This window comes from Thalassomonas actiniarum, assembly GCF_000948975.2.
Classification (GTDB): Bacteria; Pseudomonadota; Gammaproteobacteria; order Enterobacterales; family Alteromonadaceae; genus Thalassomonas; species Thalassomonas actiniarum.
In genome coordinates this window covers 1,749,907-1,775,586 of the sequence record NZ_CP059735.1, presented here as the reverse complement: position 1 = coordinate 1,775,586, position 25,680 = coordinate 1,749,907, and the positions used below count along the sequence as shown (strand labels likewise).

The window sequence follows — 25,680 nt, the reverse complement described above, 5'->3', positions numbered from 1 at the left end:
AACATCTTTATCTTAAGATGTTAGCTAACAGAAGGGATTATCATGAAAAAGCCTGTACCTGACCGATTAATTCGGGATATGCGCTCAGCAGGGCCTGTAACTGCCAATCATTTTTTTCTCTGTTACTCTCCCACAAACTCACAGCCTGACTCCCGGGAGTTTGCAGATAATCACGGTAAGGGGTCGGGTTATCAACGACCTTGGCCGGAGTAAGGTTTTTTAACGCCATAACCTTAAACCACATATCATCCGCATAGGGGCATAAGCGCATAAAAGCCGGCTCATTCATCACTTCAGGATTCAAGCTTCCCGGAGGGTAAAGCACACCACCGATACCAACCGGATAAATATCAAAACCGCTCTTTGCAGAAGAAATGTCAAACGGCCATTGGATATAGGGCTTAATATCGCCATTTGCTTTTTTACTGATACGATGCGCACGATGACAAATAACGGCCGCAGGCTCGGCTAAATGTGCCTGATATAAACGTTCGATTTGATCCTGCGGATAAATAACATCATCATCGAATGTAATAATAATGTCATCCGGATAACGTTTAAGGGCCGGGATAAGCTTTTTGTATGAACGGATGTCCGGACAAAAGGCAATTTCTAAGCCGAATTGCTGCAGCTCCAGCAAGCACTCAGGCAATTGCTCAAGCGTAAACTCATCTTCAGCCAGCCATAATATCAGGCGTTGAGGCTTCAGGGTTTGCCGTAGCAAACTTAATATGGTCAGGTGAACCGTCGATAACCGTTTACCATAAGTTGTTAACGAAACGGTCAGAAGCTGCTGGCAAGAGGCTTTCGGCAAAACATCCCCGGAGACACCATGGCCGTCAGCAACCCTTTGATCAGCTAAAAACTTGTGGTTTAGCAAGGCAATATGATTCACCGCCAAGGTTAACTGATACTGAGCGACAGTTAGTTGCTCGGCAAGCTTTTTTGCCTGATAGACATTCTTGAATAAAGGAAGAGTTTTTAATAGTCTTTTAAGCATACTTATACTGCCACTTGCCTAACTGTAAAATACAGGGGTGATTAACACAAAAATCTCCCCTGCCCATAAAAAGAGAAATATATCGCTGCCAATATTGACGCTGACCGCAAACAAACATCTGGTTATTATTCAGTACTATAACCGTATTTATCTATAAAGTGTGCCAGAGCCGGAATATAAACGCCCAACTGCTCTTGATAATTGCGCCACTTTTCTTTTGAACTATTATAAAGGGGCTGATCTGTCTGTCCCCTTGATGCGGAAACGACATATTTGCCACCGGCATGTTTATGGAATTCTTTATAGCTGTCATCCCCTTCCAGCCCGATGTAGTTAAAGACCCTGAGCATCTCGGCATCAAAATCGCTTAACAAATCTTCATAACGGAGCTCAAGGTAATCAATATTAAGATTGGTTTGATAACCCTCTACCAGGCTAAATACTTCCTGATAACGATTAACAATTTCGTCGAGCGTTACAAGATAACGATTATGTTCATTGGCACTGAAATCAATTTGAAAGCAGCTCAAACAGACATCCAGCGGGTGTCTTAGCGATAAGATTATTTTTGCATGCGGGAACAAGGTTTTAATTAAAGGCAAATGGACCGTATGATGGGGGTTTTTATCCACAAGAACGCCGTTTTGCGGGGCAGCTTGATCGATCATCCTAAGAGTATTAAAGTATACTTCCCGCAACACTTCAATTTCTTCTTCTGTCAAGCTAGCAAGATCTCTGGGGTAGTTCTTCTTTAATTTGCTGGCAAAAGCATCCACGACAAATTGAATTGTCGGCGGCTCACTTAATACCATAACCTCTGCCTGAGTATCTAATACATTGTCCAATAACGTCGTACCGGAACGGGGGAAACCGACGGCAAAGACATGCTGATAACCATTGGGGTTCGCCTGGCTCTGTACCGGCTTAAGCTTATTTAAGGCAGATAAATACAACTTGACATAATCAGGTTGTTTGGCCTTTTCCTGCTCTTTTTTACGGATTTTGGCCGCGGAAGTAAGATAAGTGAAGGCCCGGGCATAATCTTCCTGTTTATCCAGTGCAACGGCACAATGATAGCCCGTTGCCGGATACTGTTCGAGCTTGCTTTCATCAAACCAGTCGATAACTTCCTGATATTGCTTTTTAAATAAATACAGCTTAGACAACAACGACCTGGGATTAGCCTTCGGATTTACTTTCTTATGCCTGAAAATTAATGTCGTTGCCTCGTCATACAGGCCTAAATCCATCATAAAATTCACAATTTCGGCGGCATTGTTCCCTTCAATGGCTTCAGCATAAGGAAAAATATCCATTAGCCGTTTCTTTAATAGCTCACGTTTACCCATTCTCGCTGCAGAGCGGATTAAAAATAATGAGGAAATAAGAAAATATTTTGACCAGGATTTCAATCTAGGAGCCAGGGTTTCGACACCAACAAGGTTATACTCAGTCATATAAACCATAAGCAAAGCGACAATGGCCTCAGCATTATCTATTGAACTGTCAAGTGACATTGATTTTTCAAGGTTAATACGCGCAGAGCTGACTTGCTCTAATTCTAGCTGGGACTTTGCCAGCAAAAGATAAGCCTGCTTTTTACCATGTAAATTCGGATTTTCCCTCAGGTATAACTCAGCCTTTTGACTGCATTTAGCATATTGCTTCAGAGAAAAATACACTTGCATCGCTAATTTATAGACTTCGCTGTCAGTGCTTTTGATCTTGGCGATCGTGCGCTCAGCCTTAGCGTACATTTTTTGCTGGTAGTAATTACGGGATTTGGCCAGTAGCGCTTGCTCTTTACTGTTCAATTTTCGTTCCTTTATGTTCTTATATGAAGCCATTTAACAATTAACGACGGCAAGAGAGACCAGATAGCCTCCGGCGGTATTTTAAATCATTTAAAGAGCTAAACTCAATGCTAGCCCAAAGCTATCGTTCCTGATAAGGAGCAGGTGCTGGCCCCCTCAAACCGTGAAAATAACCCGACACCTGCCCGCCCGTCACTGAGGGGAAGCAATCCAGGCGGTTACATCCTCATACAAAGAAGGTTTCAAATGGCAGGCATCTAAATGTCTCTTTCCGTGACTCCAGCCGCTAACGTCACTAGTAGCAGCGTAAACATCGATAAAAAACCACTGCTGGGCCAATACCTGACTTTTCAACAGAACATTGACTTTTTGAATCAGCCTGACATGACCGGCTAAGTCCAGCCAGGGGTACTTTTCAATATTAGGGGCAGGGATGCCCTGAATATAAACCTTCTTTATCGGTTTCGTCTGCAGGGATAGTTTAATATATTCAATATAGCCTTTAACCGTCTGATCAATTAGCTCATCCAGCGGGCGTCGCAATTTCTTGGCAGCCAGACTCAGCCCCTTGCCTATGCGGCAATCAATTTCACCTATAGTGAAAAGTACGCTGGCATTATCTTCAATGCTCCCCAAATGGCGGCGCAGGTAATACTTATATTTATTATCGCCCTCACCGGCGAGATGGTGCATCTGGATGCCTTTGATAAACTTAACACGGCCTTGGTAAGAGCTATCACCACAGCGAAAGATCTGATCATGCAACCCTAGAGCATGGGACTCGCCAATGACATATATAACTTGATGACCAGGAACCTGAGCCTCAGGCTTTTTCCGCAGACGATCACGCACCAGCGCCTGAATATACACCATAAAAATATGAGGTATTTTCAGGTGCTTAGGATGACCTTGATGAGATATGGATATAAATTCCTTGTTAGTGCGAAGAAGCGCAACACAGTCATCCAACCGGCCTAAAAGCCAATAACTGATCAGTTTGTTATAATCAGCCATGCAATGAAGAAATGGAGCTATACCAGGCTGAACAGTATAGGTAATCAGTTTATCGTGTTCTTCCAAAGAAACATATTCTTCAAGATAAACAAGGTTAAAATAATCATCATGGAAATCCCCTGCCAGAGCAAAGAATTGGCTTTCTTGGCGGGCGTTAAAATAAAAATCTCTTAATGCCCGATGAAAGTCCATTTCATAAATAGAACCGGCCCCTTTTATTTCTTTAAATAAAGTTATCGCCCGGGAAATTTGTTGCTGATGTACCAGGATGATCGCCTGCGCTATCTGATGCCAATATTGCACACCCTTGCTTTTTTTCTCCTTTTCAACAAACAGTTGTGCCTCATCAATTGCCTTTACCTTAAGCAACTTATTGAAAATATGAATCATCTCTTTTTCAGCCAGGTAATCACTGTGGCCGGTTAAAGATTTTGCCAGTTTAAGTCCTTCTGTCTTATCATCAGTTGCAAATACACAATCCATAAGCAAAAACGCCGCTGAAATAAAATATCCCTGCCAGTCGAGCAGCTTATATCCCACTTCCCTGGCCTTATCATATTGCTCCTGTTGTACATAATGCGTCAACAAGCGATGTCTCGCTACGGCATTGGCAATCGACTTGTCCAGAGCAAGGCTCTGCTCAAGATGATAGATAACTCCTTCTACCTGGTGCCGGGCCTGGTAGATTTCTGCCACGTAATTATGCCACTCCACTTTTTGCTTCGCTGAAACAGCCAGTTGCTCGCCGGCGGTCTTGAACAAAAGAGCCTTTTCAAATTTTTTCAGCGCCAGATTGACTTTAGCCTCTAATAAAACATGTTCAAATTTAATCTCTGTTTTCGCCCGTTTAAACTTGTTTAAACTTGAAAATGCTCTCTTATAATCTCTGCTGTCAAAAGCCTGCTGAGCAACCGCAAACAAATCCGCCATTTTATTTTTTTTCATTTACAACTCGCCGCCACTGTCCGTGCAAACTCTCCCGCGGTTTGCCGCTTTAACTAAATAAAAAAGCGAGCCTAAGCTCGCTTTTTATATCAATAACTAAAACTAAATATTAGTCGTTATCTTTAAGAGTACCTAAGTGGATACGGTCTTGGCCTTCGGCAGTAACCTTAGCGCCACCGTAAACAAATACGTCTTCAGAAGGAACGTTAGTTACGAATTCTAAAGCAACTTTGAAACCATCAGTAGTTGCGTCATAACCTTCGTCTTTCAGAGCGTCTGTGATCAGAGTCAGCATGTTACGTACACCTGGAGTTGCATCGTCTACGTTTGCAGCAGAAAGAGCGTTCCAAGAAGTGTCCACACCTTCAACCATGTAACGTACAGTCAGGTCACCTGTTTGGTTACCTTTGTTAGTGTGACGGATGATAGGCTGAGTGTTAGGACCAAACGGTACATATGGTAAGTAGATTACAGAACCGTTCAGGTCCCACTCACCAGCGTCTGTTATTAAGTTAGCAGACATGTTTACCGGATCAGTTGTGAAAGCGTCGTCATCTTGAACGTCAACTTTTACAGTGAAGTCCTGAACATTGATTACCGGATGCTCCATGGCACCGTTGTCGTAACCAGGTACAGTGAAGGTAAATACTTGAGTGGCTGTAACAGCAGCACCTGTAGTAGTTGTTACTGTTAACTCAGTTAAGTCAGTGTCGATAGCGTATGACTTCAACGTGTCACCTGCGTAGGTAACAGCGTTTGCGATTTCAGCAGAAGTTAAAGTACCGCTTTCGTCAGTATCGATGCTGTCATCTAACATCCAAGAGAAATCACCGGTAATAACGTAAGTGGCTTCTTCTGGAGTAAGCTCAAGACCAGTAGTCAGCTTGTCAACGTTAAGAGTTAAAGCATCGGCAGAAGCACTGTTTTCGAAACCTTGACGATCATCGCCAACATCGATCAGCGCGTCAAAAGCAGTTGTTACTGTCGCTTCGTACTGAGGCGTCAGGCTAACAATAGTAGCAGCTGAAGACGGATCGTATTCAGTACCTGAAGTGTTGATAGCAACGGTAGACATGGCAACAGAAGTCGCTGAGCTCAGGCCAGTTGAATCTAAGAAGATACCGGCAACGTTTAAGATAGCGTTAGGAGCAACAGTAGTCGTTGCAGAGTCGGCAGACTTAACAGTAAAACGTACGAATTCACCATCTGGGTCGATATCCAGAAGGTCGAAAGTCATGTCAGCAGCAGTACCGATGAAAGTAGCAGCAGTACCAGTGTCTCTAACACCTGCGTCGCCAGAAACCGTTACAGTAGGAGCAACAGTTAAAGTAGTATCGATTTTAGCACCAGAGAAAGTTAAAGTGATAGTATCTTCATCTTTCAGACCACCTAAACCAACAATGAAGTCAGGCGTTAATTCGATAGCAGTAGCAGTAGAGTACTCGATGCCGTCAAGAGCAGGAGTTGTATCTTTAGTTTCTGCATCTAACAAAATAGTACAAGCATTGGTAGCTGTCATGATAACACGAGTCTGATCTTGACCGGCTGCGCCGAAAGTCAGACTATCATCGTCAGCACCGGCATTAGTGAAGGCGCCTTCGTCTAGGGTTACACCCAGAGTAGTAGCAGCAGCGTCACAGTTATTCTCTGTACCAGTAATAACACCATCAGTACCGTACGGGTCGCCAGCAGCTGGAGTAGCCACTGTTAACAAAGTGTTCAGATCACCAACTACGGCATCTGTGATGTCTGCATAAACAGTAGCAGCGTTAGCCGCTGACGCTGTACCAGCAATTGTTAAGGCTAAAAGAGTTTTTTTAAACATTTTTATTTTCCTTGGTTTCATGAAACTGAGATAGGCAGGTTAATGCCAACTCATATAAAAATTACAGTATGTTAAATTTAATACATAAGTATCTAACACTTAGGCCGTCGCCTAAGCGACTTCTAACGATGGGTAAGTTTACCCATTGTTGCTACCTTGTCAACACTCTACTCAGACAAATAGCTTTGTTTGAGTGTTTTTTAACCTACATCAAGCGTATATAACGCTTTCAACGAGAAGGTAACCGATAAATATAGAGAGTTCAAGCCAATTCCTTATAAAACTTTGAATATCAGTAATTTTAAATGTAAAAGCCGCATTTAACCTTATTACAGGTCAAAAAATGCATAGTAAACTGGAACTATATATTGTTTGCTTGTAAGTGTCATACATAGGTTCAGCCCTACAGCGCACACCCAATTCGAACAAAAACCAGGCAAAGTGCCCGTTACCGCAATGATTTTCTACCGGCTTCAGCCCTCACATTTACTAAAAGCGTCAGATCCGATAAGCGAACGACAACTAATTTCAGGCTCTCAGCCTTTAATCAAAAAAAGCATACACATCATATACTAGCAGCTATTACCACGATATCTATTCAAAAAGGTAATAAATCATTTACTCCATACTAACAGCGATTTATGCCGGGAATTTAAAGGGGCCATGCCATCGCGGAACATGGCCCTTTTTATAAGTATCAAGGATAAAGCAGAACTAACATCAGCCAGGCATTAATCCAGGGTAAGTTTTTCCAATCCCTGAGTGAAGCGCTCTTTAATATCACTCCATTCATCTGCAGATTCAATAACCCTGGGGGTCACCAATACCACGAGTTCGGTTTTATCTCCTGCATCAGTATTGGCTTTAAACAGGCCGCCGATAAAAGGTAAATCTCCGAAAAAAGGCACTTTAGAATCCTTTTGAGTACGATTTTCACTGATCAAACCTGCCAGAATAATGGTTTGTCCGCTTTCCGCGACCACTTCGGTATCAACACTACGCTCAAATACCGAAGGGCTTATGGCAGTAGTTGCGCCAACTTCCACCTGATTACTGATTTTTTGCTTTATCTCCATCAGGATCACTCCCTGGGCATTGACCGTCGGTGTAACCGTTAACTCGACCCCGGTTTTACGGTATTCAATGGCCGTGGTTTGGTTGTCCCCACTAATAGGATCAGAAGTTGTTTCACCAACAATAGGAATATCAGTACCGACATTAATTGACGCGCTAACCCCGTCGCGAACCACTAGAGAGGGCTTAGATAATAGATTTACTAAACTGTTGGTTTGCAATAATTCTGCAGCGATCTGTCCATCAGAGCCCTTTAACAGGTATGACAGGCCGCCGAAGCCGTCCCCCATGAAAGCCCCGGCAGTTGAAAAGCCGTAACTGCCACGGCTGAATGCAAATTCAACCCCCTGTTTAAATTCATCCGTCAGGGTGACTTCAGCTATCATGACTTCCAGCATGACTTGTTTGGGCAAAACGTCCAATCTTTTAATGAGCGGCAACAATTGTTGATAATCTTCTCCCGTGCTGTAAAAGATCAACGAATTGGCGCGTTCATCCACCACCATCTTCATTTTTTCAGAACTGGCGCTGCGGCTGGTGCGGCGATTAGCAGCAGCGCTTTGGTTTTGACTTGTTGCCGAAGTACTGCTGCCTGCGCGGCCAAGTGAACCGCCACCGGTATTGGAGATTAAGGCTTCCAGGCTTTCCCCCATGTCAACAGCCCGTGAATATCTAGGAGCATAGATGAAATATTGTTTTTCATTGGTTTTTAACGGCTGATCAATTTGCTCCGCCCAAAAGACTGCCCGATTGATAATCTGTTGATTATTGGCAAAAAAGATCAAGGTACCTTGCTTATCAAGTGAAACAACCGATAAAGCAGATTGAGAAGACGCCCCCTTGCTGACAGAAATACCTTCCTGACCGAGCAGTTCCTGCAGTTTTTTAGTAATTTCGTTGCCATCGATAAAGGTACTGTTGAATAGACCTATTTGCCTGTCTCTCAACGTAGGCCTATCCATCAGCCGGATCAACTCCAATGCTTTGACGATATCTTTACGCTTGCCCTGCACTGTGATGCTATTGCGATCTTTATCAGGAATCGATTTCACTCCCAGTAAAACACGCAGGGTATTGCCCAGGCTCTGCTGCATACCGTATTCGAAGGGCACCATCTGAATGATTTCTGCCGAGGAATTGGGAATATCAAGCATATCTTTACCGTAGCCATAAACAATATCCCCTTTGCTTTTACCCCCGTCATTTTGATGGATATAAAAAATTCCGTCATCGTAACGAATCACATAATCCCTTTTAGCCAATACCTCTTCAGTCAAAGTAAATAATTTTCGTGCACTGATCTCGTCTTGCAGATTCAATGTCACCGCTTTTCCATCCTTATTCACTTCATCAGCCAGTACATAGCTGACATTTAACTGTTCACCTAATACATGATGCAAGTAATCCTTTAACGGCAATGAGTCTGCGGTAATCTTTAACAGGTTTTGCTCATTAAAAAGGTTTAATACATCATCGGCCACCACTGCTTGTTGGGTATTCAACTTCAAAGGAGTGACAAAACGGAACTTTTCTTTATCCTTTTGTTCTTCAGAAACGACAGCGCCGCTTTGTTGCCTTGCTTCACCCTCGCTCTGCTTATTTTCGATTTTTCCCCCTTGTAAATAAGAACCCCGGGGAGAGAATTTCTCTTCCGGCCCTGTAGCACAACCACTAAGGGTTAAAGCAATGATCAAACTAAGTGTTAAGGGGTGTTTATATGTAATGTTCATGAATGATTCTTATCTATTTTATTTGATACATGGTTAAGGTTATCTGCTGCTCACCTTGCTCAAGCGTGCGAGTCAGAGAGACCTGGACATTATTATTGATACTGAGCCGATAACCGTGAACCAAGCTGTTATTTGCAAACTCTTGGACTTCAGCGGTGCCCGCTTTAGCATTTGAAACCAGTAAAAGCGCCTTTAATTGCTGTTGAACTGTGCTGTTTTTTCCCTCAATAGGACTATTGCCCGCAGGGGCTCCTTGACTAATGACGGCTTTAAGTTCAATTTTTAAATCACCAACAAATACCTGCTTCAACACTCCCTGCTGCTCTTGCTGCTCCTTTAACGACAAGCCGACACTTTCTTTTTCTTGAGAAGCATTATTTTCTGTAACCCGGTATTTATCATATAAAGCTGCGATATCCTTTTGCTGCTCAGAAGAAATGATCCGCGATAAAAATTCTTTATGGACAAGACTTTTATCCCGGCTATTTCCGGATATGTTATCCGTCACAAAACGTTCAGAGAGATCCGCAAAACTCCACAACAGGGCAATACCGGCACTGATAAGAACCAACGGCTGAAAACAAAATACTTTAATCCGGTGATAGAAACTCATGCTCTAGACTCTGCCTTCGTCATCTGTTCTTGGTTAAGATCCATAAAAAATACCCGCCGAAGCCGGGCCGAAACCCGTCCTAACTTACCCGCTTTTTGCTTGACAAACGATAAATTAAATTCCGTCAACTCAGAAAATTTCTCATTTGCACTGATCGCCAACAAGTAATTAATAACATCTTCACTTTTACCGTCAAAAGTGTAATTAATACTAAATTGATTCAAATTCACATCAGCATTTTCCATCGTAATTTGCCAGCCGATATTCTTTATTTTAAGCTTGTGTGCCAGCAATTCTGCTTCAATATTTTTTTGCTGCTGACGCTTAAAGGGTTCGGGGTCCTGGTTATGGTAAAAGCCCTGCGACAATGCCAAAACCTGTCTTGTTGACATTTCATGATCAACGGTTAGTTGTTCCTCTTCTGTAAGCAAATGGTCAACTTTATTAATCTTGCGCTCAAGCAACGCCAAAGTGCCTAATTGCTCATCCTGCCAGTCAATTATTGGAATATAAACAAACTTGATACACACTAATACCGCAATAAAGCTCAGCGCTAATGCATGCTTTTTCAGATCATTCACCGACAGCTTCTCCTTCATCCCCGGTTTGCAGGTACAAACTTTCAGTTAGCTCAATACTGATAGTAAAACGCTCTTGTTTACGATCCTTTCGTACCGGTGCCTCAAATTTAGCTTTGGCAACATTCGCATTTGCGGCTATCAGCTCCAATAACTGTGACGCATTAGGCGTTCGCCCTTTAATAACAAAGGCATTCCCCCGGCGTGTAATATTCTTTATCGTACTTTGTTCAAATACCGGCGCCATCACTTGCCAAAGACCGGCTGTATTTTGTTTACTCTGCCAAAAGTGACTGAGTTGCTGCTGACGAGCAAACTTATTATCAAGATCTGACTCCAGCGCCAATAACTTCGCGACCTGCTCACTTTTTTGAGCCAACTGGTTTTCCAGGAGACTTGTTTTAAGTAATAAATAGCCGCTACCGGCTAACAAGTATAAAAAGCTCATCACCATGGCAGGAAGAATAAGCTGCAACGCCAATCTTTTGCTGTTTTGCGCTGCCGGTTTAACAAAAAAAGTGAGGAGCTTATTAACCGGTAACCTGACCAATGATGAAGCCAAAAACAGCCCTTTATCCTGATGTTCAAGCAATAGTTCTCTTTTAAAGGGAGCAGCAGCCGACATTGCAAATTTTTCAGCACTGTCGATTGCTCCCAGATCACTCGCCGAACCTATGACACCGTCAAAAGACGTAATAAAGGTTTTGCTACCGTCTTGATTCCCAAGGGTGAGAATGTCACCATTTTGACTAAAAGAGGCGAATAAGAGTGATTCGGGAAAGAGTAAATAACTCTTGGGGATCTTAGCGTCAAACGACCAGGTATTCACATAACTGAGGTTATCCGCACTCTTTTGAATTAATGCGACATCATTTGCAGCAAGTTGCAGCTTAAGTAATTTTTTCAGCTCTTTTTTATCATCAATGGGGAAGTTAAGCTTATTCTCTTGATAATAAGCAGACGCAGCTATAATAACTTGTGCTTTAAAATTAGCTTCGGCAGCAACCAGCTCAAGCCGATCTGCACGGCGCGAAAAACGATATAATTGGCCATCAAAATAACCGGCAAAATTCACGAGAAATTTCACCAGCAATTCATTTGGCATGCTTGGAATAGGTAACGGAGTGGCTGACATGTTAACTTTTATCTACTAATACATTAATCGGGCTAAGGTTGTTTTTAGCATAGGGGGAAAGTGAAATCACTAATTCTCTTGTAACAAAAGCTTTATTTACACTTGATTTGAATATAACTTTCATGACATTCGAGGGATAAAAACGCATATCTTCTTCTTCTTTGATATCTGTAATTTCAATAAAATTTGTTCTGGTTAACTGATTGCTTTCTCTTAGCAGTGCAATTTGTTGTGCAGATAGTTGATCACTTAATGAAGCAATCAGCGGTATCGGCGCCATCATGGGGTTGAAGTCTCCCAGGAAAAATATTCCACAGTTTTGATAAATCAACTGCTTCTCTTCAGGTGATAATTCCAATACATGTTCCAACTCTGTGATATCGGGAATGGCGCCATTTCGGACACTGCCAAATTCAACCGATGACTCCCTGCCATTCGCCCGTACCAGGGCATCACTGTCTTGCCAATCCAATAATCGCGCTAATATTTCAGTACTTCGCTGTTCACTGAGCCCATTACTTTGCAACAAAGCAAGAAACCGGCCCTGGTGTATAGTATGTAAGTTAAGCAATCCAGCTTGATCCTGGATAGAAAGCCTGACCAGGTCGTTAAATTGAAATTCCTGGCCATAAAAGTTCCACAATAGTACCAGCGGGTCCACGCCGTCTTCAGGAAACTTCTTTTGGGTCATCAAAGTGAATAGTAACTGTGATTCCGCCGAGTGCAATGCTATTTCAGCTGCCACCCTATCCTGTGCCCAGGATGCCATCCGGACATGCTGTCTGGAAGTCTGCGTTAAATATAAAGCCAGCACAGACAAAATTGCGGTAATCAGCAAAATCTGTATTAAAGCTATTCCGCGACATTTGCGATTCATAATACTAGTAATTATCTATATAGGGAGTTAGATAACGAAGAGAACGTTGGTCAAAACCCACATTAAAGTCCGCTACTTTACCACCTTTTTTTGCATATACCCGCATTTTTTCGGGTAACAATTGATTATCGATACCCGAAAATTTCTCGCGCCAACTGGCAGGTTTCAGAGACTTTGCCCGCTCAGCATACTCCATAAAGCCATCCCAGCCAGAGTAACTAAACGTGATTTCATCAAAATCTTTTAATAAAGTGATCTGATGTTCAAACACTATTTCTTGCTGCGCAGTTAATAATAACAGTCCCTGGCTACTCACCGATTGATAAATTAACTCATGAAGCCCATTATCCTGAACTTGCACAGTTAGGCGGAATATCTCCGGATAGCCGGACGAAAATATACCTGAGCGACTAATAGAAAGTAAGCTGTTGTTATGCCCGATAAAGAAAAAAGCGGGTTTATCAAAGCCCGGATTTTTTTCAATGACGATGAACGGCTGTACTCCTCTGAGTAAATCATCTAGTAAAGTCAAACTTTTAGTAGACTGCACTGAGGTATTGAACTCGCCAAGTTCCTTGCCCCAACGGTTAGCCAACATCTGATAGGCAAAACTGCCGGTAAACAATAATGCACTTAAAATGGCAACCGCGATAAGCAGTTCTACCAAAGTGAAACCTGACTGCCTATTTCTCATTCCAACTTAACTCATTAAACTCAAATGTGTGACTCGCATTTGAATAGGTCAAGGTCACTTCAACCTGCCACAGTTTGTATTTATTATCACTTTCGATCATTTGTCCGCTGTCAATATCAAAGCTAACCGGAGGCGGTTTAAAATCAAGCTGATCAGCACGCCATTGATAAACAACTCCCCAGGCTACGTCATTGCCATGCAATTGTATATCATCGGCATTGCCTTGCCCCCTTATCTTTTCCCGGATATTCCCCAAGATGATAGGGACAGCACCGGCGATAGTCATATGACTGTCTGCCTTTTCAGAAGCCAAATACGCCCCTTTGTATACAACGGAAACCACGGCAATAGAAGAAAATAAAATAACACTTGCCACTAAAATTTCAATCAAGGTGAAGCCAGCAGTTGATTTTTTTGCTTTAAACAAAAGGCTTGTAGGTATTTTCATCAATTATCAATTTCTATGTTTTAAGGCCTGGACATCCATGAATAAGGTGACATTGTACCTGGCAGGTAGAAACATCTCTTTATGAACATACCAATAATTAAAATTCACTTATCGCTATGTCATATTCACCATTAATTGGTTGTTTTAAGTCTAACAACAAAGGCTTATTTCGATAAGCGCCAGTAAGCTGAGTAGGCGTTACGTACCCCTTGTTATTAAAATTAAGGGTTTGAGGCTGAAAGAACAGGAACTCAAAAGTGACATCAGTGAGCACTTCTTCAGAATCCGTTTTTACCAATTTAGCCTCTTTGCCCTTTAATACCAGTTTTAATTCTTGTCCGCTAATATATGCTTGAAAACTGACTTGCTTAAGCCAATTTTTAACTGACATCAATTCACTTTTGCTTTGTGCTTTTTCTAAATTTTGTATGGCCAGGGGTCCAACCATGCCCATTAACAAGGCGACAATTGACATGACAATCATCAATTCAATCAGCGTAAATCCTGAAACTTTTAACCTGGCCATAAAACAATCTCTTTCCTACGATAAAAATACATCGTTTTCAGCAGTTCACGGGTTGTGATATCAACATCTAGTTTCAACAATCACCAGCTGCCAAATTTTGCCAGTCTTCCACCACTATATGCCTATTTCATTGATAGAGACCATACTGAGCAGCATAACCACGACTACGCCGCCGACAAATCCTCCCATAAACAAAATCATCAAGGGCTCTAACAAGGTTGTCATTCTGTCAGTCCAACTTTCAAATTCTTGGCGTGATCTATTGGCGATTTCATCAAAAACTCGTTCTAAATTTCCTGACTCTTCACCAACTTCTAATAATGAAATAAAAAAATCGGGATAAAGAGAGGTTTGTTTTAATGCTGGTGTCAGCGCACTACCGCCTTTAACCTTCGACTTAGCGATATCCATTTCACGTCGCAACTTTTGATTCTTGATATTGCCGGCAGAGAGACCTATCGCACGGTCTATTTGTACGCCAGCTTTAACCATCATCGCCAGTCCACTGTTAAAACGGATCCGTTCAACAGTAACAACCGCTTGTTTAATAAAAGGAAGCTTCAAACTGAGGTTTTGCCACCAGTTAATAAATACGGCTTGCCTGGTAGCCGCAACCAACGCAAAGAGACCAGCAATGATGCCGATGAATAGATACCCTTGATATTGCAACATCCACTCACTCGTTGATAACATTGCGCTGGTATACCAAGGCAAAGAGTCAACATCATTAAACATGGATGACATTTTCGGAATGATAAAATTAAATATAAAGAATATACATAATAAACAAACAAAAAAGATGACAATAGGATAAGCCAGCGAACTGACGATTTTTCGCTGTAGTTCTCTGCGAAACTTAAGATCTTTAGCCAAACCGGCAAAGATTTCACTTAAGTTCCCCGATGCTTCGCCAAGTTCAATCAAATTGCAATACAAAGGGTCAAATACTTCATCATGCTCTCTAAAAGCTTCTGATAAATTCTTTCCTTTCTTAATTCCCTGACTGATATCTGACAATAACTTAGCCAAAGCAGGTTTGGCTTTTGTACGACGAATAATATCTATGCCTTTATCAATCCTAACACCAGACTCAAGTAACAAGCTTAATTCCGCAGTAAGAAATTCCAAGTCTGCCAGGGAAACACCTTGCTTAAAAGTTAAAATGTTATTCGCATTGTTAGCCAGTTCTTTAATTTCAAAAGGCATCAGCCCCTGACTTTTTAATTCTGCAAGAGCAAAAGCTTTATCTGCTGCTTCTAATTGACCATCAACTTTTCCGCCAGACGAATCGTAAGCTTTATAGCTAAATTGTGCCATTACCCTGCAATCCGTACGATTTCATTGATAGTTGTAAAGCCTAAAATCGCCTTATAAAAGCCATCTTCAAGCAAGGTTCTACGATGTAAATCTGCATTATGCTTTTTAGCTTTTGGAATAAAATCAGAATCCTTCGGCATAGCCTTAATTTCATCGTCACATCGCAAATATTCAGTCACAGCCATTCGGCCTTTATAACCTGAATAAGAACAATGTTCACAACCTATGCCCTGCATAAGACGGATTTCAGCTAAGGCAAACTTTTCGGCAAGTGTCTGCAAGTGATATTTTTCAATAAGGTGCTCAGCTTCCGGGTGCGGGTGTGCACATTCCTGACATATTTTACGAGCCAGACGCTGGGCAACAATCGATACCAAAGCAGCATTAAGTAAAAACTCTTCTACACCTAGATCTAATAAACGGGTATACGCACTGGCAGCATCATTGGTATGGACAGTAGAGAAAACCAAATGCCCGGTTAATGCAGATTGAAGTGCAATTTGCGCCGTTTCTTTATCACGGATTTCACCTAACATGATGATGTCGGGATCCTGACGGACAATACTTCTTAGCCCGGCAGAAAAATCAAAGCCAATATCACTGTTAACTTGTACCTGATTTATACCTGGTAATTGGTATTCAACAGGATCTTCCAGCGTTATTATTTTTACATCGTCATTATTTAAGGCATTTAAAAAAGTATAAAGTGTTGTCGTTTTGCCTGAGCCTGTAGGTCCGGTTAATAATACGACTCCGGATGTTGTTTTAATATCTTCACGTACCAAGGCCTCTATGTCATCTGATAAACCAAGAACTGACATATCATACTGCACATTATCTTTACGTAAAAAACGTAATACCATAGACTCGCCATCATTGAGAGGCAAGGCGGAGACTCGAATATCAAGTTCTTGATTAGATATCTTTAATTCAATTTTACCATCTTGAGGCCGTCGCTTTTCGGCAATATCCATACCTGAAAGTATTTTCAGTCGAGTAACGATAGGAAGTTGCATTCGTGGGGATAAGGTTTCAGCATCGTGTAAGACCCCATCGATACGAAATCTCGCTCTATATCGGCTTTGATATGGCTCAAGATGCATATCTGACGCCCCTTGACGTAACGCTCTGGAAATCAAAGAGTTAAGTAGGTTTACTGTCGGTGCTTCAGTTGCAAGTTCCCTTAAGCGTTCTTCTTCGTCACCAACAAACTCCTGACTCCCCTCATCAGCAGCTTGCTTATAATGACTTGCCAACATTTGCAGGTCTGATTCATGCGCTAAATAAATCTCAGGATTAATAGCATGACTTACAAGTAGCTGGTTAACCACCAAATCCAGTGGATATCGGCATGCTAATGTCCAGTTATTGCCTTTTACAGAAAGTGGTATCCATTGATTATCTAATAAAACACTTAAGACTTCAGGGTTTATATCGGGTTTTTTCTTTTCATCCCACAAAGAGATATCAAACAAGGGGAGATTAAACAGCAAACTGTATAATTTTGGAATTTGATCATCCGGTAAGCTCCCCATGTTTACAAGAATTTGCTCTATGCGACCACCATATCGGCTTTGATAACTTTCGGCTTTACTCAGGTCGTCAGGAGTTACCTGAAATTCTTCTTGTAATAACTTACTTAACTGCATTATTTATGTACTATATCTTCATTATTATCTATGCCGCCCGGTTTGCCGTCAGCGCCGTAAGACATAATAGAATAAGGTGCGTTATTTTCTCCCGGCGTTGTATATACATATGGATTTCCCCAAGGATCTAAGGGAACATCTTTAGGTAAATAAGGGCCATCCCATCTTGGCTGTTCACCAGAGCGAAGATCTTCTAGTTTTGCTGGATAAGCTCCCAGGTCAAGCCGGTAAGTGTCTAGTGCGGTTTCAAAAGCATTCATCTGCGCCGCAGCAATCCCACGTTCTGCCGTGCTTAACTGTGAAAAGAATTTTGGCGCAACCAGCGACGCCAACAAGCCTAAAATAACAATAACGATGAGTAATTCTATCATCGTAAAACCACGATTCTTACGCATAAAACCTACTAAATTATTAATCAATTAATGGAAATTCTACCAAGTAAATCAGAAGGAGTCGATGCAGCTAAAGGAAACACAATTCAAGAATATGTTACAAAGATTTACCGACTATTACCCTGCAATATTTCAACTTACGACAGTTTACTCAGGGCTAGCTCGCCTTTACTGTGGCGGGAGAGTATCAGGGTATAAAAGACAAATAACACAATAAAACCGGTCAGCATAAACCATTCCGGAACCTGAAAGACTTCTCCAAAAACCCCTATTGCCGCAAAAAGAATAGCAAGTAAGCTTAACATGATAAGCGCTTGCCTTGAAGAGTAACCGGCACGGATCACTATGTGGTGTATATGGTTATTATCAGCCTTGAAGGGAGAACTTCCCGTGCGGATCCGGCGAAGCATAATGGATAACATATCCATCAGGGGAATCCCTATTACCCACAAAGCCGTTACCGGACGGAAAGAAGCATTTTCCCCTTGTGTTTCCAGAGTTAATAACCAAATAACGGTTAACCCCATAAACATACTGCCTGCATCCCCCATAAAGATCTTTTTCCCTCTGGGGTTGCGTCTGCTTACGTTATAAAAGAGAAACGGAACTATGGCAACAACTAGAACTAAAGGCAGTAAAATCAAATCTAACTGGCCTGAGAGTAACTTCATAAGTGCTACAGAGGCAATGGTAATAATACTCATAGAGCCTGCTAAGCCATCAATACCATCTACCATATTAAAGGCATTAATTGCAGCAATGCAGGCAACACAAGTGAAGATCATACCATAAATACCGATATCCACCGGACCGCTGGCGAAAATCTCACCAAAATCACTAATATAAATACCGGCACCAAAAACTAAGATAGAGGCTATTATTCCTTGAAAAATAATCCGTGACATCACGCTTAAATCATAAATATCGTCCAAAGTACCTAAAAAGACCAAAAAGGCAGATGAAATTAAGTATAAATTAAGCAATTGGCTTTGTTCTATAAACAAACTTGAGGCGATCAACACACCGGTAAAAATGGAAATTCCACCAATCAAAGGAATGGCGCCGTCGTGGTTTTTTCTCTCAGTGGGTAAATCAACCAGCCCGATATGGGGGGCTAGTGGTAGTAAAACTTTAATAGTAGAAATAGAGGCAAAAAAAGCGACAAACAAAGCTGGTAAGAGAAATAACATTCAATTAGTACCAATTGGAATAATTTAGCAAGTATTTCCTGGCAAAACATTTTGCACAGAAATTTAGAAAAAATAATCACTTATGATCATAGCTTATCTCATTACGATCTAAGCGCGCTTATTATAGACGCCTATGAACAACTAAGCCAGTATAACTTGTTGATATACCGGCTTAGTTGGCTAAAAAATGCTTAAGAGAGGGCTATATGCCGGACACGGCCGCAATGGCGACTGCTGCCTGATATACTATTTGTGTTGCTGTGGCCCATAAAGTCAAATTGTCCATATATTCAGAATCAAGGGGGATCACTAGCGTATCTCCCGGATTCAATGTACTGGTATCGCGCTCACTAAACCAATTACTCTGCGAGGGGATCATCACAGAGCCGTTAGCCCTGATCACATATAGACGATCTTCATCGGCCTGTTTTTTAGCGCCACCACTTAAACGCAAATAATCTTCTACCGATAGTTCCTTTTGATATAAGTGTGAAGAGGCTAATTGCACCTGGCCAATCACATTGATAGAATTTTGTCTGGTCGGCACATACAACACATCACCGTCTTCTAATAAAACATCAAAATCACCGTTTGACACCAACTTCGGTAAATCAATAACCAAACGGCCAATGGGTTTAACTTTCGTCAAATCTGCCAATAATTTCTTTGCCTGATCATAATCGATCATCGGATTGCCCTTACTTTGCGCCAGGCTTTTAGAGGCAATTTCCATGCGCAAATCAGCCGATACCTTGAGTAAGTTTTGCAATTCTAATTGCTTTAATTTTTCACGGGTGAAAACCGAGCCGTTGATATAAGCGTAATCAGTAAAACCACCTACCCGTTCAATCAGCTGACCTAAAGTTTCTCCACGGCGTATAGTATATTTTCCAGGAAAAAGAAATTCACCGCGTAGTTCAATTACATGGTTTTCCTGCCAGGCGGGTATCTGGTGCACATTGAGACGGTCTTTACTCTGCAATAAGACATTACTTTCAGCAATACCGGCCAATGCGGACTTTAAATTAACATTTTTAGATTCTTTAGTTGCCGCTCCCTGAAAGAAGACGTTACGGGTAATTTCTGCTTTATCTAGATATGCAGACTCCATTAAACCACCAGCAGCAATAACTAAGTCTTTCACAGTAATATTACTTGCAAGAGGGTAGGTTCCCGGAAATTTTACTTCGCCGGCAACTTCTACCAACTGTATTGGCTCTCCAGAGGCCCCTTGTCTTTTCAATTGCTGTATCACAGGAGTTAACAGACGTTTTCTGGAGAAAAGCCCAAGCTCCCTTAATTCAAGCTCTTCGGTAACCGTTCCTCCAGTGAGTTCTTCCATCGACTGGGAAGCAAGTTTAAGCTGCTCTTCCAACTCATCTTTTTCTTCATAGACAAAATCTATCTGTTGATCGGTACCATATTGTTGCCAAAACAACCTGTCTTCATAATCAATTTTGGCACTATCCTTTTCTTTTTCCAGTAGTTCTTCTTTCGTTAAAGCCAAACTCTCTAATGATACATTCTCTGATGTTGGCTTCTCGTCATTAGAAAACACCAAAATTTTGTCACGGGGTTCCAGTACGAGATTATCTGCAGAAGCATGATCTGATACCGCATTAAAAAGACCAAACTGCAGGACCTCGATATCTCTCCCTTGTCCTTTTTCACGGATAAGCAAAGCGTAGCTTAAATCGGCATCAGGTAATAAATAGGCATTGATATTAGGAAGTAAATCCGTAATACGTTGCCCCTTCTTCCACTGATAATTACCTGGACGGGAAACAGCACCAATAATAGTCACCGACTGAGCAAACTGCTCAGAAGTTTTCATCACCCGGATATAGTCACCACCTTGAACCGATTTTTTCAATGAAGCCTTTTGACTTAAATCAATATTTAGCAGTGAACGAAGGTTTTGTTTATTAAAACGCTCAACAACCGTAGAGGAAGGATAAGCCGAAGGTAATAAGCCCCCCGCCATTTTTATCGCCGTCTCAAAAGTTTCATTTTCAGCTAACTCATATATTGCCGGGCGGGTAACTTCGCCATCAACCGTCACCCGCTTGCCGACAGGCGTGATAAAAACTACGTCACCCGATTGCAGCATGATATCATTAGAAGAATCACCGTTGATGAGTAAGTCATATAAATCCAATGTGGTAATTAATTTACCAGCCCTTTTCAGTTGGATATTACGCAAAGATCCAATATCATTAATACCGCCTGCAGCAAATATTGCATGGGTTATGCTTGATAATGAACTTAAAGTATAGGGGCCAGGCTTGAATGCATCGCCAAGTACAAATACCCGCATTGAACGTAACTCTGCCAAGGTAATAACAACATCAACCCCTAAGATTTTATCCTTGATTTTACTGCTCAAATACTTTTTCATTTCAGGAAATGACATACCGGAAACATTATAAGCACCTAAAGTTGGGATAAGCACCTGACCTTCACGAGAAACAGGCAACTCATGCTCAAGATTTTCTTTGCCAAAGATCTGAATGTTAAGCACATCACCAGAGCCGATAACATAACCTTGCGGAATAGCAATATCCATTGTTGGCGCAAAAGTAGCTGGAGCATTGGCAAAAATGTCATAACCAAAAGGCTGAGGTTCATCGCTTTCCTCCTCCTCCTCCTGTTCTAAGGCATCAGTTAAAATGGGATTACCAAATTGGTCAAATTGAGTATCACGAGGATAAACCTGCTGAGTTGTTTGATCTACTTCTTCTTTATCTGAGGTAGAACGTCTGATTTGTGCATTGATAGTATTTAAATCTACCCCCATACTTTGGGCCAATGCCCTTTGCTGGCTGGGTGGCAATTTTTTAAATTGTTCTATCTGTTGCTGGGAAATTTGAGTAGCAGCAACTAGGGAAGTAGATAAAAAGACGGCAAAACAGCCAAGAAATATTTTAAATATGATCTTTTTCATTTAGAAAATGCCACGTCCTGTTCAAATAAAGGGGTTAAAGCAAGTAAATGCTGATTTTGAGCCGCAGTTTAGCACCATAGTCTATTTCCTAAAAGGAACTTTTTTACTGAAATTCAAGCCCTAGGAGTACACTCATGATTCCGGGAGTCGAAAAGAGCAAGATTTAAAAAAAGAAAATAGAAGTAATCTATTATTAGAAAGAATGATTATCTGATTTCCGCTTCTGTCAAGCAGGCTAAAGCGCCTACCTGATAGAAGTGAATGATTACTCAGGCCTTATTCTTCAATTTCGTCTTCAAATTCATCGAGAAAGGCTTCAATTTCAGCTTCTTCCTCTTCATCGACCACAATTGGCGGGTTACCGTCATGCACCTTATAATTCATATTCTGAAAATAGGCATTTTTAACAAATTCATAAGAATCGACTGACTCAATGATCAACTGTTCCTGATCAGCCAGTGCCACCCGTTTTTCCAAACCTATAACCGCAGAGCGCAGCATGTTTGGCCAGAAATCAATAACCGCCAGCGGCCAGTAATAACGGTCGACAAAGTCACCCGCTTCTTCCCTGACCGAGCTTGGCCCCAGTGCCGGCACCACCAGATAGGGGCCATCGCCAACGCCATACTTGCCAAGGACTTCACCGAACTCTTCCTGCTCCCTGTTCCAGCCAAAGTCACTGGCGGGATCAAAAAAGCCCAGCATACCGATAGTGGAATTAAGCACGAAACGCCCGGTGCTCGATGCCGCCTCGCTAAATTTTAACTGCAGTAAATTATTGATGATCGTTGACGGCTCATTCAGGTTAAGCGCCATATTATAAAGACCGGAACGTAAAAACGTCGGTGTATAGTCACTATAAGCTTCAGAAGTCGGCTTGATCACATATTTATCAGCATAATCCCAGGTAAAAGTCCAAAACGGCCGGTTAACCGGCTCCAGCGGATCCCGGCTATCGCCATCGCTGATTGCGGAAGTGCTTGAGCAGGCGCTAAGTAGCAGCGATAAAAAAATCATTAAAGCAGGCGCAGCCAGTTGCCTGACGCTGCTAAAACCCCTGGTAATCAGTTGAGTAAAATAAAGTTGCACAAAAATTCCCTTAGATTTGCTCTGATCTTGATCAAGTAAAGGTGGGTAGTTTATCACGGCTGTTGCTTTTGCCACATCTTTTCGCCGAGAATTTATGTTCGCAAGTGTCAAATACTTGTTAGAAAATGTAAGAAAAATCCTTACGAAGTCAAAGGTAAAGGGCTATTAGCGGATTTTTTTCTTATATACGGAAAGCAGCATTTCGGCTTCCGCCCGCGGCAAGTCGCATTCATTGATGATTTCTTCGACATCAGCCCCTAATTCCGCCAGTTTATATGCCCGGCTATAGAGTTTGTCTTCCGGTTGCTGATCCTGGTGCTGCTCAAACATTTCTTTGAGCTTAGCCAGCTCATCCTGCACCACTTTAACCCTGTGGGTCAGTTGTTTTGACACTTGCTCATGTTCTGTGCCCCTATGGTCATGCTTTTCATCCATAGCCGCCATCAGGGCCTGCTGCTCGGCAACACTGGCTTGCAGTTCTTCCATCAACAGGGGATATGCCTGAACCTGCGCTTCCAACAGCATTAATTTAGCTTTCAGCGACTTTAAAGCAAAATAAAGCGCCAGCACCACAAGCAAAACAATAACCGCAACAACAGCCAGGATCACAACAGTTAACGACAAAATAATTCTCCCTCCATAAAAAAAGCCCGCAACGCAGGCTTTTTATAACAAAAATCAGCGACTAAAACTGTTTCAGTTCATCCCATTCATCATCCGACAAGAGCTTATTCAAGTCCACCAGGATAAGCAATTCGCCTTCACGGTTCGACACCCCCTGGATAAATTTAGCACTTTCATCATTGCCGACATTCGGTGCGATGTCGATTTCAGAAGCCCTCAGGTAAACCACCTCCGCGACACTGTCAACCAGGATACCAATCACCTGTTTTTCTGCTTCTATGATCACCACCCGGGTATTATCCGTCACTTCCGTCGTTTCCAGACCAAAGCGGATGCGGGTGTCGATCACAGTCACGACATTCCCCCGTAAATTGATGATCCCCAGCACATAACTGGGCGCGCCGGGCACAGGGGCAATCTCACTGTAACGCAGCACTTCTTGCACCTGCATCACATTAATGCCGTAGGTTTCCTTCTCCAATTTAAAGGTCACCCATTGAAGCACCTCATCATTAGTATCTACTTTTTCACTTGCATTGCGTCTCTCGTCAGACATACAACTAGCCTCTCAATTTATCAATCCTGTTATATTAATTAAATCAGCGAGTTCCATCACTAATTTAATCACTATTATTCCTGATTTATACTCATCCCCTGATCAAGTAATTTCGTCAGCTCCACCACATCAAGCAGAGCACACATACGATCTTTTACTAAGCCGGCTAACCACGGACGCTTACTCGGGGCATCTAACCACTTGACATCTTCCTGCTCCAGGGTCACGGTATCCACCAAAGATTCCGCCATCAGACCCCAGTGTGTATTACTTAACATAACAACATATTGATAGTTTAGCGATTCTTTTAGTTTTTGATCACATTTTTCCGGCATTACCCACAAGGCGGTATCCACCACCTGGATTTGCTCTTCCCTGTGGATCATCACCCCTTTAAACCAGGGCGGCTTTCCCATCAGGGTACTGGTTTTGTCCATATTATGTATGCCCCCCAGTTCAATCAGGGGCACGGCAATCACCAGGCCGGCAACTTCAAAAAACAAGGCCTGAAAACTGCCCTTGCGATAACTGGCCTCAGTCTTAACTTTCAGCGGCCCTTCACTTTTTCGGGTGCGCAGCGCTTGCTCTTGCTCAAGCTGTTCGACTTTAGGTTCAACAACTGGCAGGACTTTTTCCGGCTCGGCAACTTCTGCCGTCTTGACTTTTGCCTTAACCGTAATTTTCCGTTTACGTGACAAGGCCCTGGGCGGCAGTTCCGCCTGGGGCGCAGCAACATTTTGCAGCAGCTTTTCCAGCTTTTGTTCTTTTTCACTTGTTTGTGCCGGTTCAGCGCTTTCATCCGTCAATAATTCCGACAGATAATTTTGCATCACTTTTTTACTGGCCGCTAAAGGTTTACTCATTTATCTGTTCACCGCAGGCAAATTCATCAAATAATTTAACAGTTTTTTATAAGCATATACGCCGCGTGTTGAATGTGCATAATCTGACGGGACTTTTTGCTCAACGCTGGCATTCCTGAAATTAGTGTCGATCGGCACCACACTTGACCAGACCTTTTCCCCGTACATTTCCTGCAAAGACCGATATGCCAGCAGGGATGCCTTGGTCCTTTTATCATACATGGTCGGGATAATGGTATAGGAAAAAGGCTTGTCCTGCTCTCCCTGCATGATATCCAGGGTTTTCATCATCCTATCCAGACCTTTAAGGGCAAGAAACTCCGTTTGCACCGGCACTAAAATACGATCTGACGCGGCCAGGGCATTAACCATCAAGACCCCGAGCACCGGCGGGCAGTCCATCAGCACATAATCATATTCGTCCCTCAGTTGCTCCATGGCCTTTTTTAATACTAAGCCCATACCGCCTTTACTGCCGAGGGAGCGGTCTAAGGTCGCCAATGCCATCGTCGCCGGCAGGATATCGATATTTTCATACCGGGTCGGGCACAGGCTTTGCTCTATTTGCTCTTTGGTGGAGACCTGAACAAACAAGTCAAAGACACTGAGCTCGAGATCCTCAGATTCTATGCCAAAATAATAGCTTAACGACGCATGGGGATCGGTATCTACTAATAAGACCCTGTGCCCCTGCTCGGCCAGTAAGCCACCTAATGTTATGGTAGACGTCGTTTTACCCACGCCGCCTTTTTGATTTGCTATCGTCCAAATGACCAAGGCTGC

Annotated in this window: 22 protein-coding genes; all 22 read right to left on the bottom strand. The window is 42.3% G+C overall.

The window, feature by feature from the left end:
* Positions 1-40: 40 nt before the first annotated feature.
* The gene (locus tag SG35_RS07815; RefSeq protein WP_053042755.1) at positions 41-1,000 is read right to left on the bottom strand and encodes a glycosyltransferase; all 960 of its coding nucleotides are present in this window, start codon (positions 998-1,000) and stop codon (positions 41-43) included.
* Positions 1,001-1,125: 125 nt separating this feature from the next.
* Positions 1,126-2,814, bottom strand: a complete 1,689-nt coding sequence (locus SG35_RS07810) for a tetratricopeptide repeat-containing sulfotransferase family protein (RefSeq protein WP_044830705.1) — start codon at positions 2,812-2,814, stop codon at positions 1,126-1,128.
* Between the two features lie 192 nt (positions 2,815-3,006).
* Positions 3,007-4,773 (bottom strand): tetratricopeptide repeat protein, encoded by a 1,767-nt coding sequence (locus tag SG35_RS07805; RefSeq protein WP_044830704.1) that lies wholly within the window; start codon positions 4,771-4,773, stop codon positions 3,007-3,009.
* Between the two features lie 109 nt (positions 4,774-4,882).
* Complete coding sequence (locus SG35_RS07800; protein ID WP_044830703.1) at positions 4,883-6,598, bottom strand: hypothetical protein; 1,716 nt, start codon at positions 6,596-6,598, stop codon at positions 4,883-4,885.
* Between the two features lie 731 nt (positions 6,599-7,329).
* Positions 7,330-9,402: a secretin N-terminal domain-containing protein gene (locus SG35_RS07795; protein WP_044830702.1), complete on the bottom strand. Its 2,073-nt coding sequence runs from the start codon at positions 9,400-9,402 to the stop codon at positions 7,330-7,332.
* Positions 9,403-9,415: 13 nt separating this feature from the next.
* On the bottom strand, positions 9,416-10,015 hold the full coding sequence (locus tag SG35_RS07790) for a hypothetical protein (protein WP_044830701.1): 600 nt from the start codon (positions 10,013-10,015) through the stop codon (positions 9,416-9,418).
* A complete protein-coding gene (locus SG35_RS07785) occupies positions 10,012-10,596 on the bottom strand; it encodes a hypothetical protein (RefSeq protein ID WP_044830700.1) in 585 nt (194 codons plus the stop codon). The genes SG35_RS07790 and SG35_RS07785 overlap by 4 nt, the downstream gene beginning before the upstream one ends.
* Positions 10,589-11,668 carry a hypothetical protein gene (locus tag SG35_RS07780; RefSeq protein ID WP_152646451.1) on the bottom strand — a complete coding sequence of 360 codons (1,080 nt, stop codon included), beginning with the start codon at positions 11,666-11,668 and terminating at the stop codon, positions 10,589-10,591. Before SG35_RS07780 ends, SG35_RS07785 begins: the two co-directional genes overlap by 8 nt.
* A gap of 61 nt (positions 11,669-11,729) precedes the next feature.
* Entirely contained in the window at positions 11,730-12,473 is a 744-nt protein-coding gene (locus SG35_RS07775; RefSeq protein WP_337993195.1) for a hypothetical protein, read from the bottom strand.
* 136 nt (positions 12,474-12,609) lie between these two features.
* Complete coding sequence (locus SG35_RS07770) at positions 12,610-13,299, bottom strand: PulJ/GspJ family protein (RefSeq protein WP_084692436.1); 690 nt, start codon at positions 13,297-13,299, stop codon at positions 12,610-12,612.
* Positions 13,289-13,747 (bottom strand): type IV pilus modification PilV family protein, encoded by a 459-nt coding sequence (locus tag SG35_RS07765; RefSeq protein WP_044830696.1) that lies wholly within the window; start codon positions 13,745-13,747, stop codon positions 13,289-13,291. The genes SG35_RS07770 and SG35_RS07765 overlap by 11 nt, the downstream gene beginning before the upstream one ends.
* A gap of 97 nt (positions 13,748-13,844) precedes the next feature.
* The gene (locus tag SG35_RS07760) at positions 13,845-14,273 is read right to left on the bottom strand and encodes a type II secretion system protein (protein WP_044830695.1); all 429 of its coding nucleotides are present in this window, start codon (positions 14,271-14,273) and stop codon (positions 13,845-13,847) included.
* 114 nt (positions 14,274-14,387) lie between these two features.
* On the bottom strand, positions 14,388-15,590 hold the full coding sequence (locus SG35_RS07755) for a type II secretion system F family protein (RefSeq protein WP_044830694.1): 1,203 nt from the start codon (positions 15,588-15,590) through the stop codon (positions 14,388-14,390).
* Positions 15,590-17,239 (bottom strand): GspE/PulE family protein, encoded by a 1,650-nt coding sequence (locus tag SG35_RS07750; protein ID WP_044830693.1) that lies wholly within the window; start codon positions 17,237-17,239, stop codon positions 15,590-15,592. Before SG35_RS07750 ends, SG35_RS07755 begins: the two co-directional genes overlap by 1 nt.
* The gene (gene gspG / locus SG35_RS07745) at positions 17,239-17,634 is read right to left on the bottom strand and encodes a type II secretion system major pseudopilin GspG (RefSeq protein WP_044830692.1); all 396 of its coding nucleotides are present in this window, start codon (positions 17,632-17,634) and stop codon (positions 17,239-17,241) included. Before gspG ends, SG35_RS07750 begins: the two co-directional genes overlap by 1 nt.
* A gap of 134 nt (positions 17,635-17,768) precedes the next feature.
* The gene (gene wecA, locus SG35_RS07740; protein WP_044830691.1) at positions 17,769-18,821 is read right to left on the bottom strand and encodes a UDP-N-acetylglucosamine--undecaprenyl-phosphate N-acetylglucosaminephosphotransferase; all 1,053 of its coding nucleotides are present in this window, start codon (positions 18,819-18,821) and stop codon (positions 17,769-17,771) included.
* Between the two features lie 202 nt (positions 18,822-19,023).
* The gene (locus SG35_RS07735; protein ID WP_044830690.1) at positions 19,024-21,765 is read right to left on the bottom strand and encodes an SLBB domain-containing protein; all 2,742 of its coding nucleotides are present in this window, start codon (positions 21,763-21,765) and stop codon (positions 19,024-19,026) included.
* 276 nt (positions 21,766-22,041) lie between these two features.
* Positions 22,042-22,854, bottom strand: a complete 813-nt coding sequence (locus SG35_RS07730; protein WP_236702504.1) for an MlaA family lipoprotein — start codon at positions 22,852-22,854, stop codon at positions 22,042-22,044.
* Between the two features lie 165 nt (positions 22,855-23,019).
* Complete coding sequence (locus tag SG35_RS07725) at positions 23,020-23,478, bottom strand: DUF2802 domain-containing protein (protein WP_236702503.1); 459 nt, start codon at positions 23,476-23,478, stop codon at positions 23,020-23,022.
* A 61-nt stretch (positions 23,479-23,539) separates the two neighbouring features.
* Positions 23,540-24,034 carry a chemotaxis protein CheW gene (locus tag SG35_RS07720; RefSeq protein WP_044830688.1) on the bottom strand — a complete coding sequence of 165 codons (495 nt, stop codon included), beginning with the start codon at positions 24,032-24,034 and terminating at the stop codon, positions 23,540-23,542.
* A 74-nt stretch (positions 24,035-24,108) separates the two neighbouring features.
* Positions 24,109-24,897 (bottom strand): chemotaxis protein CheW, encoded by a 789-nt coding sequence (locus SG35_RS07715; protein ID WP_044830687.1) that lies wholly within the window; start codon positions 24,895-24,897, stop codon positions 24,109-24,111.
* Positions 24,898-25,674 (bottom strand): ParA family protein, encoded by a 777-nt coding sequence (locus SG35_RS07710; RefSeq protein WP_044830686.1) that lies wholly within the window; start codon positions 25,672-25,674, stop codon positions 24,898-24,900. It abuts the gene before it with no gap.
* Positions 25,675-25,680 lie beyond the last annotated feature (6 nt).

Coding starts and splice junctions, on each gene's coding strand:
- SG35_RS07815 (WP_053042755.1), bottom strand. CDS start 1,000: ATGCTTAAAAGACTATTAAAAACTCTTCCTTTATTCAAGAATGTCTAT.
- SG35_RS07805 (WP_044830704.1), bottom strand. CDS start 4,773: ATGAAAAAAAATAAAATGGCGGATTTGTTTGCGGTTGCTCAGCAGGCT.
- SG35_RS07800 (WP_044830703.1), bottom strand. CDS start 6,598: ATGTTTAAAAAAACTCTTTTAGCCTTAACAATTGCTGGTACAGCGTCA.
- SG35_RS07795 (WP_044830702.1), bottom strand. CDS start 9,402: ATGAACATTACATATAAACACCCCTTAACACTTAGTTTGATCATTGCT.
- SG35_RS07790 (WP_044830701.1), bottom strand. CDS start 10,015: ATGAGTTTCTATCACCGGATTAAAGTATTTTGTTTTCAGCCGTTGGTT.
- SG35_RS07770 (WP_084692436.1), bottom strand. CDS start 13,299: ATGAGAAATAGGCAGTCAGGTTTCACTTTGGTAGAACTGCTTATCGCG.
- SG35_RS07765 (WP_044830696.1), bottom strand. CDS start 13,747: ATGAAAATACCTACAAGCCTTTTGTTTAAAGCAAAAAAATCAACTGCT.
- SG35_RS07760 (WP_044830695.1), bottom strand. CDS start 14,273: ATGGCCAGGTTAAAAGTTTCAGGATTTACGCTGATTGAATTGATGATT.
- SG35_RS07755 (WP_044830694.1), bottom strand. CDS start 15,590: ATGGCACAATTTAGCTATAAAGCTTACGATTCGTCTGGCGGAAAAGTT.
- SG35_RS07750 (WP_044830693.1), bottom strand. CDS start 17,239: ATGCAGTTAAGTAAGTTATTACAAGAAGAATTTCAGGTAACTCCTGAC.
- gspG (WP_044830692.1), bottom strand. CDS start 17,634: ATGCGTAAGAATCGTGGTTTTACGATGATAGAATTACTCATCGTTATT.
- wecA (WP_044830691.1), bottom strand. CDS start 18,821: ATGTTATTTCTCTTACCAGCTTTGTTTGTCGCTTTTTTTGCCTCTATT.
- SG35_RS07735 (WP_044830690.1), bottom strand. CDS start 21,765: ATGAAAAAGATCATATTTAAAATATTTCTTGGCTGTTTTGCCGTCTTT.
- SG35_RS07720 (WP_044830688.1), bottom strand. CDS start 24,034: ATGTCTGACGAGAGACGCAATGCAAGTGAAAAAGTAGATACTAATGAT.
- SG35_RS07715 (WP_044830687.1), bottom strand. CDS start 24,897: ATGAGTAAACCTTTAGCGGCCAGTAAAAAAGTGATGCAAAATTATCTG.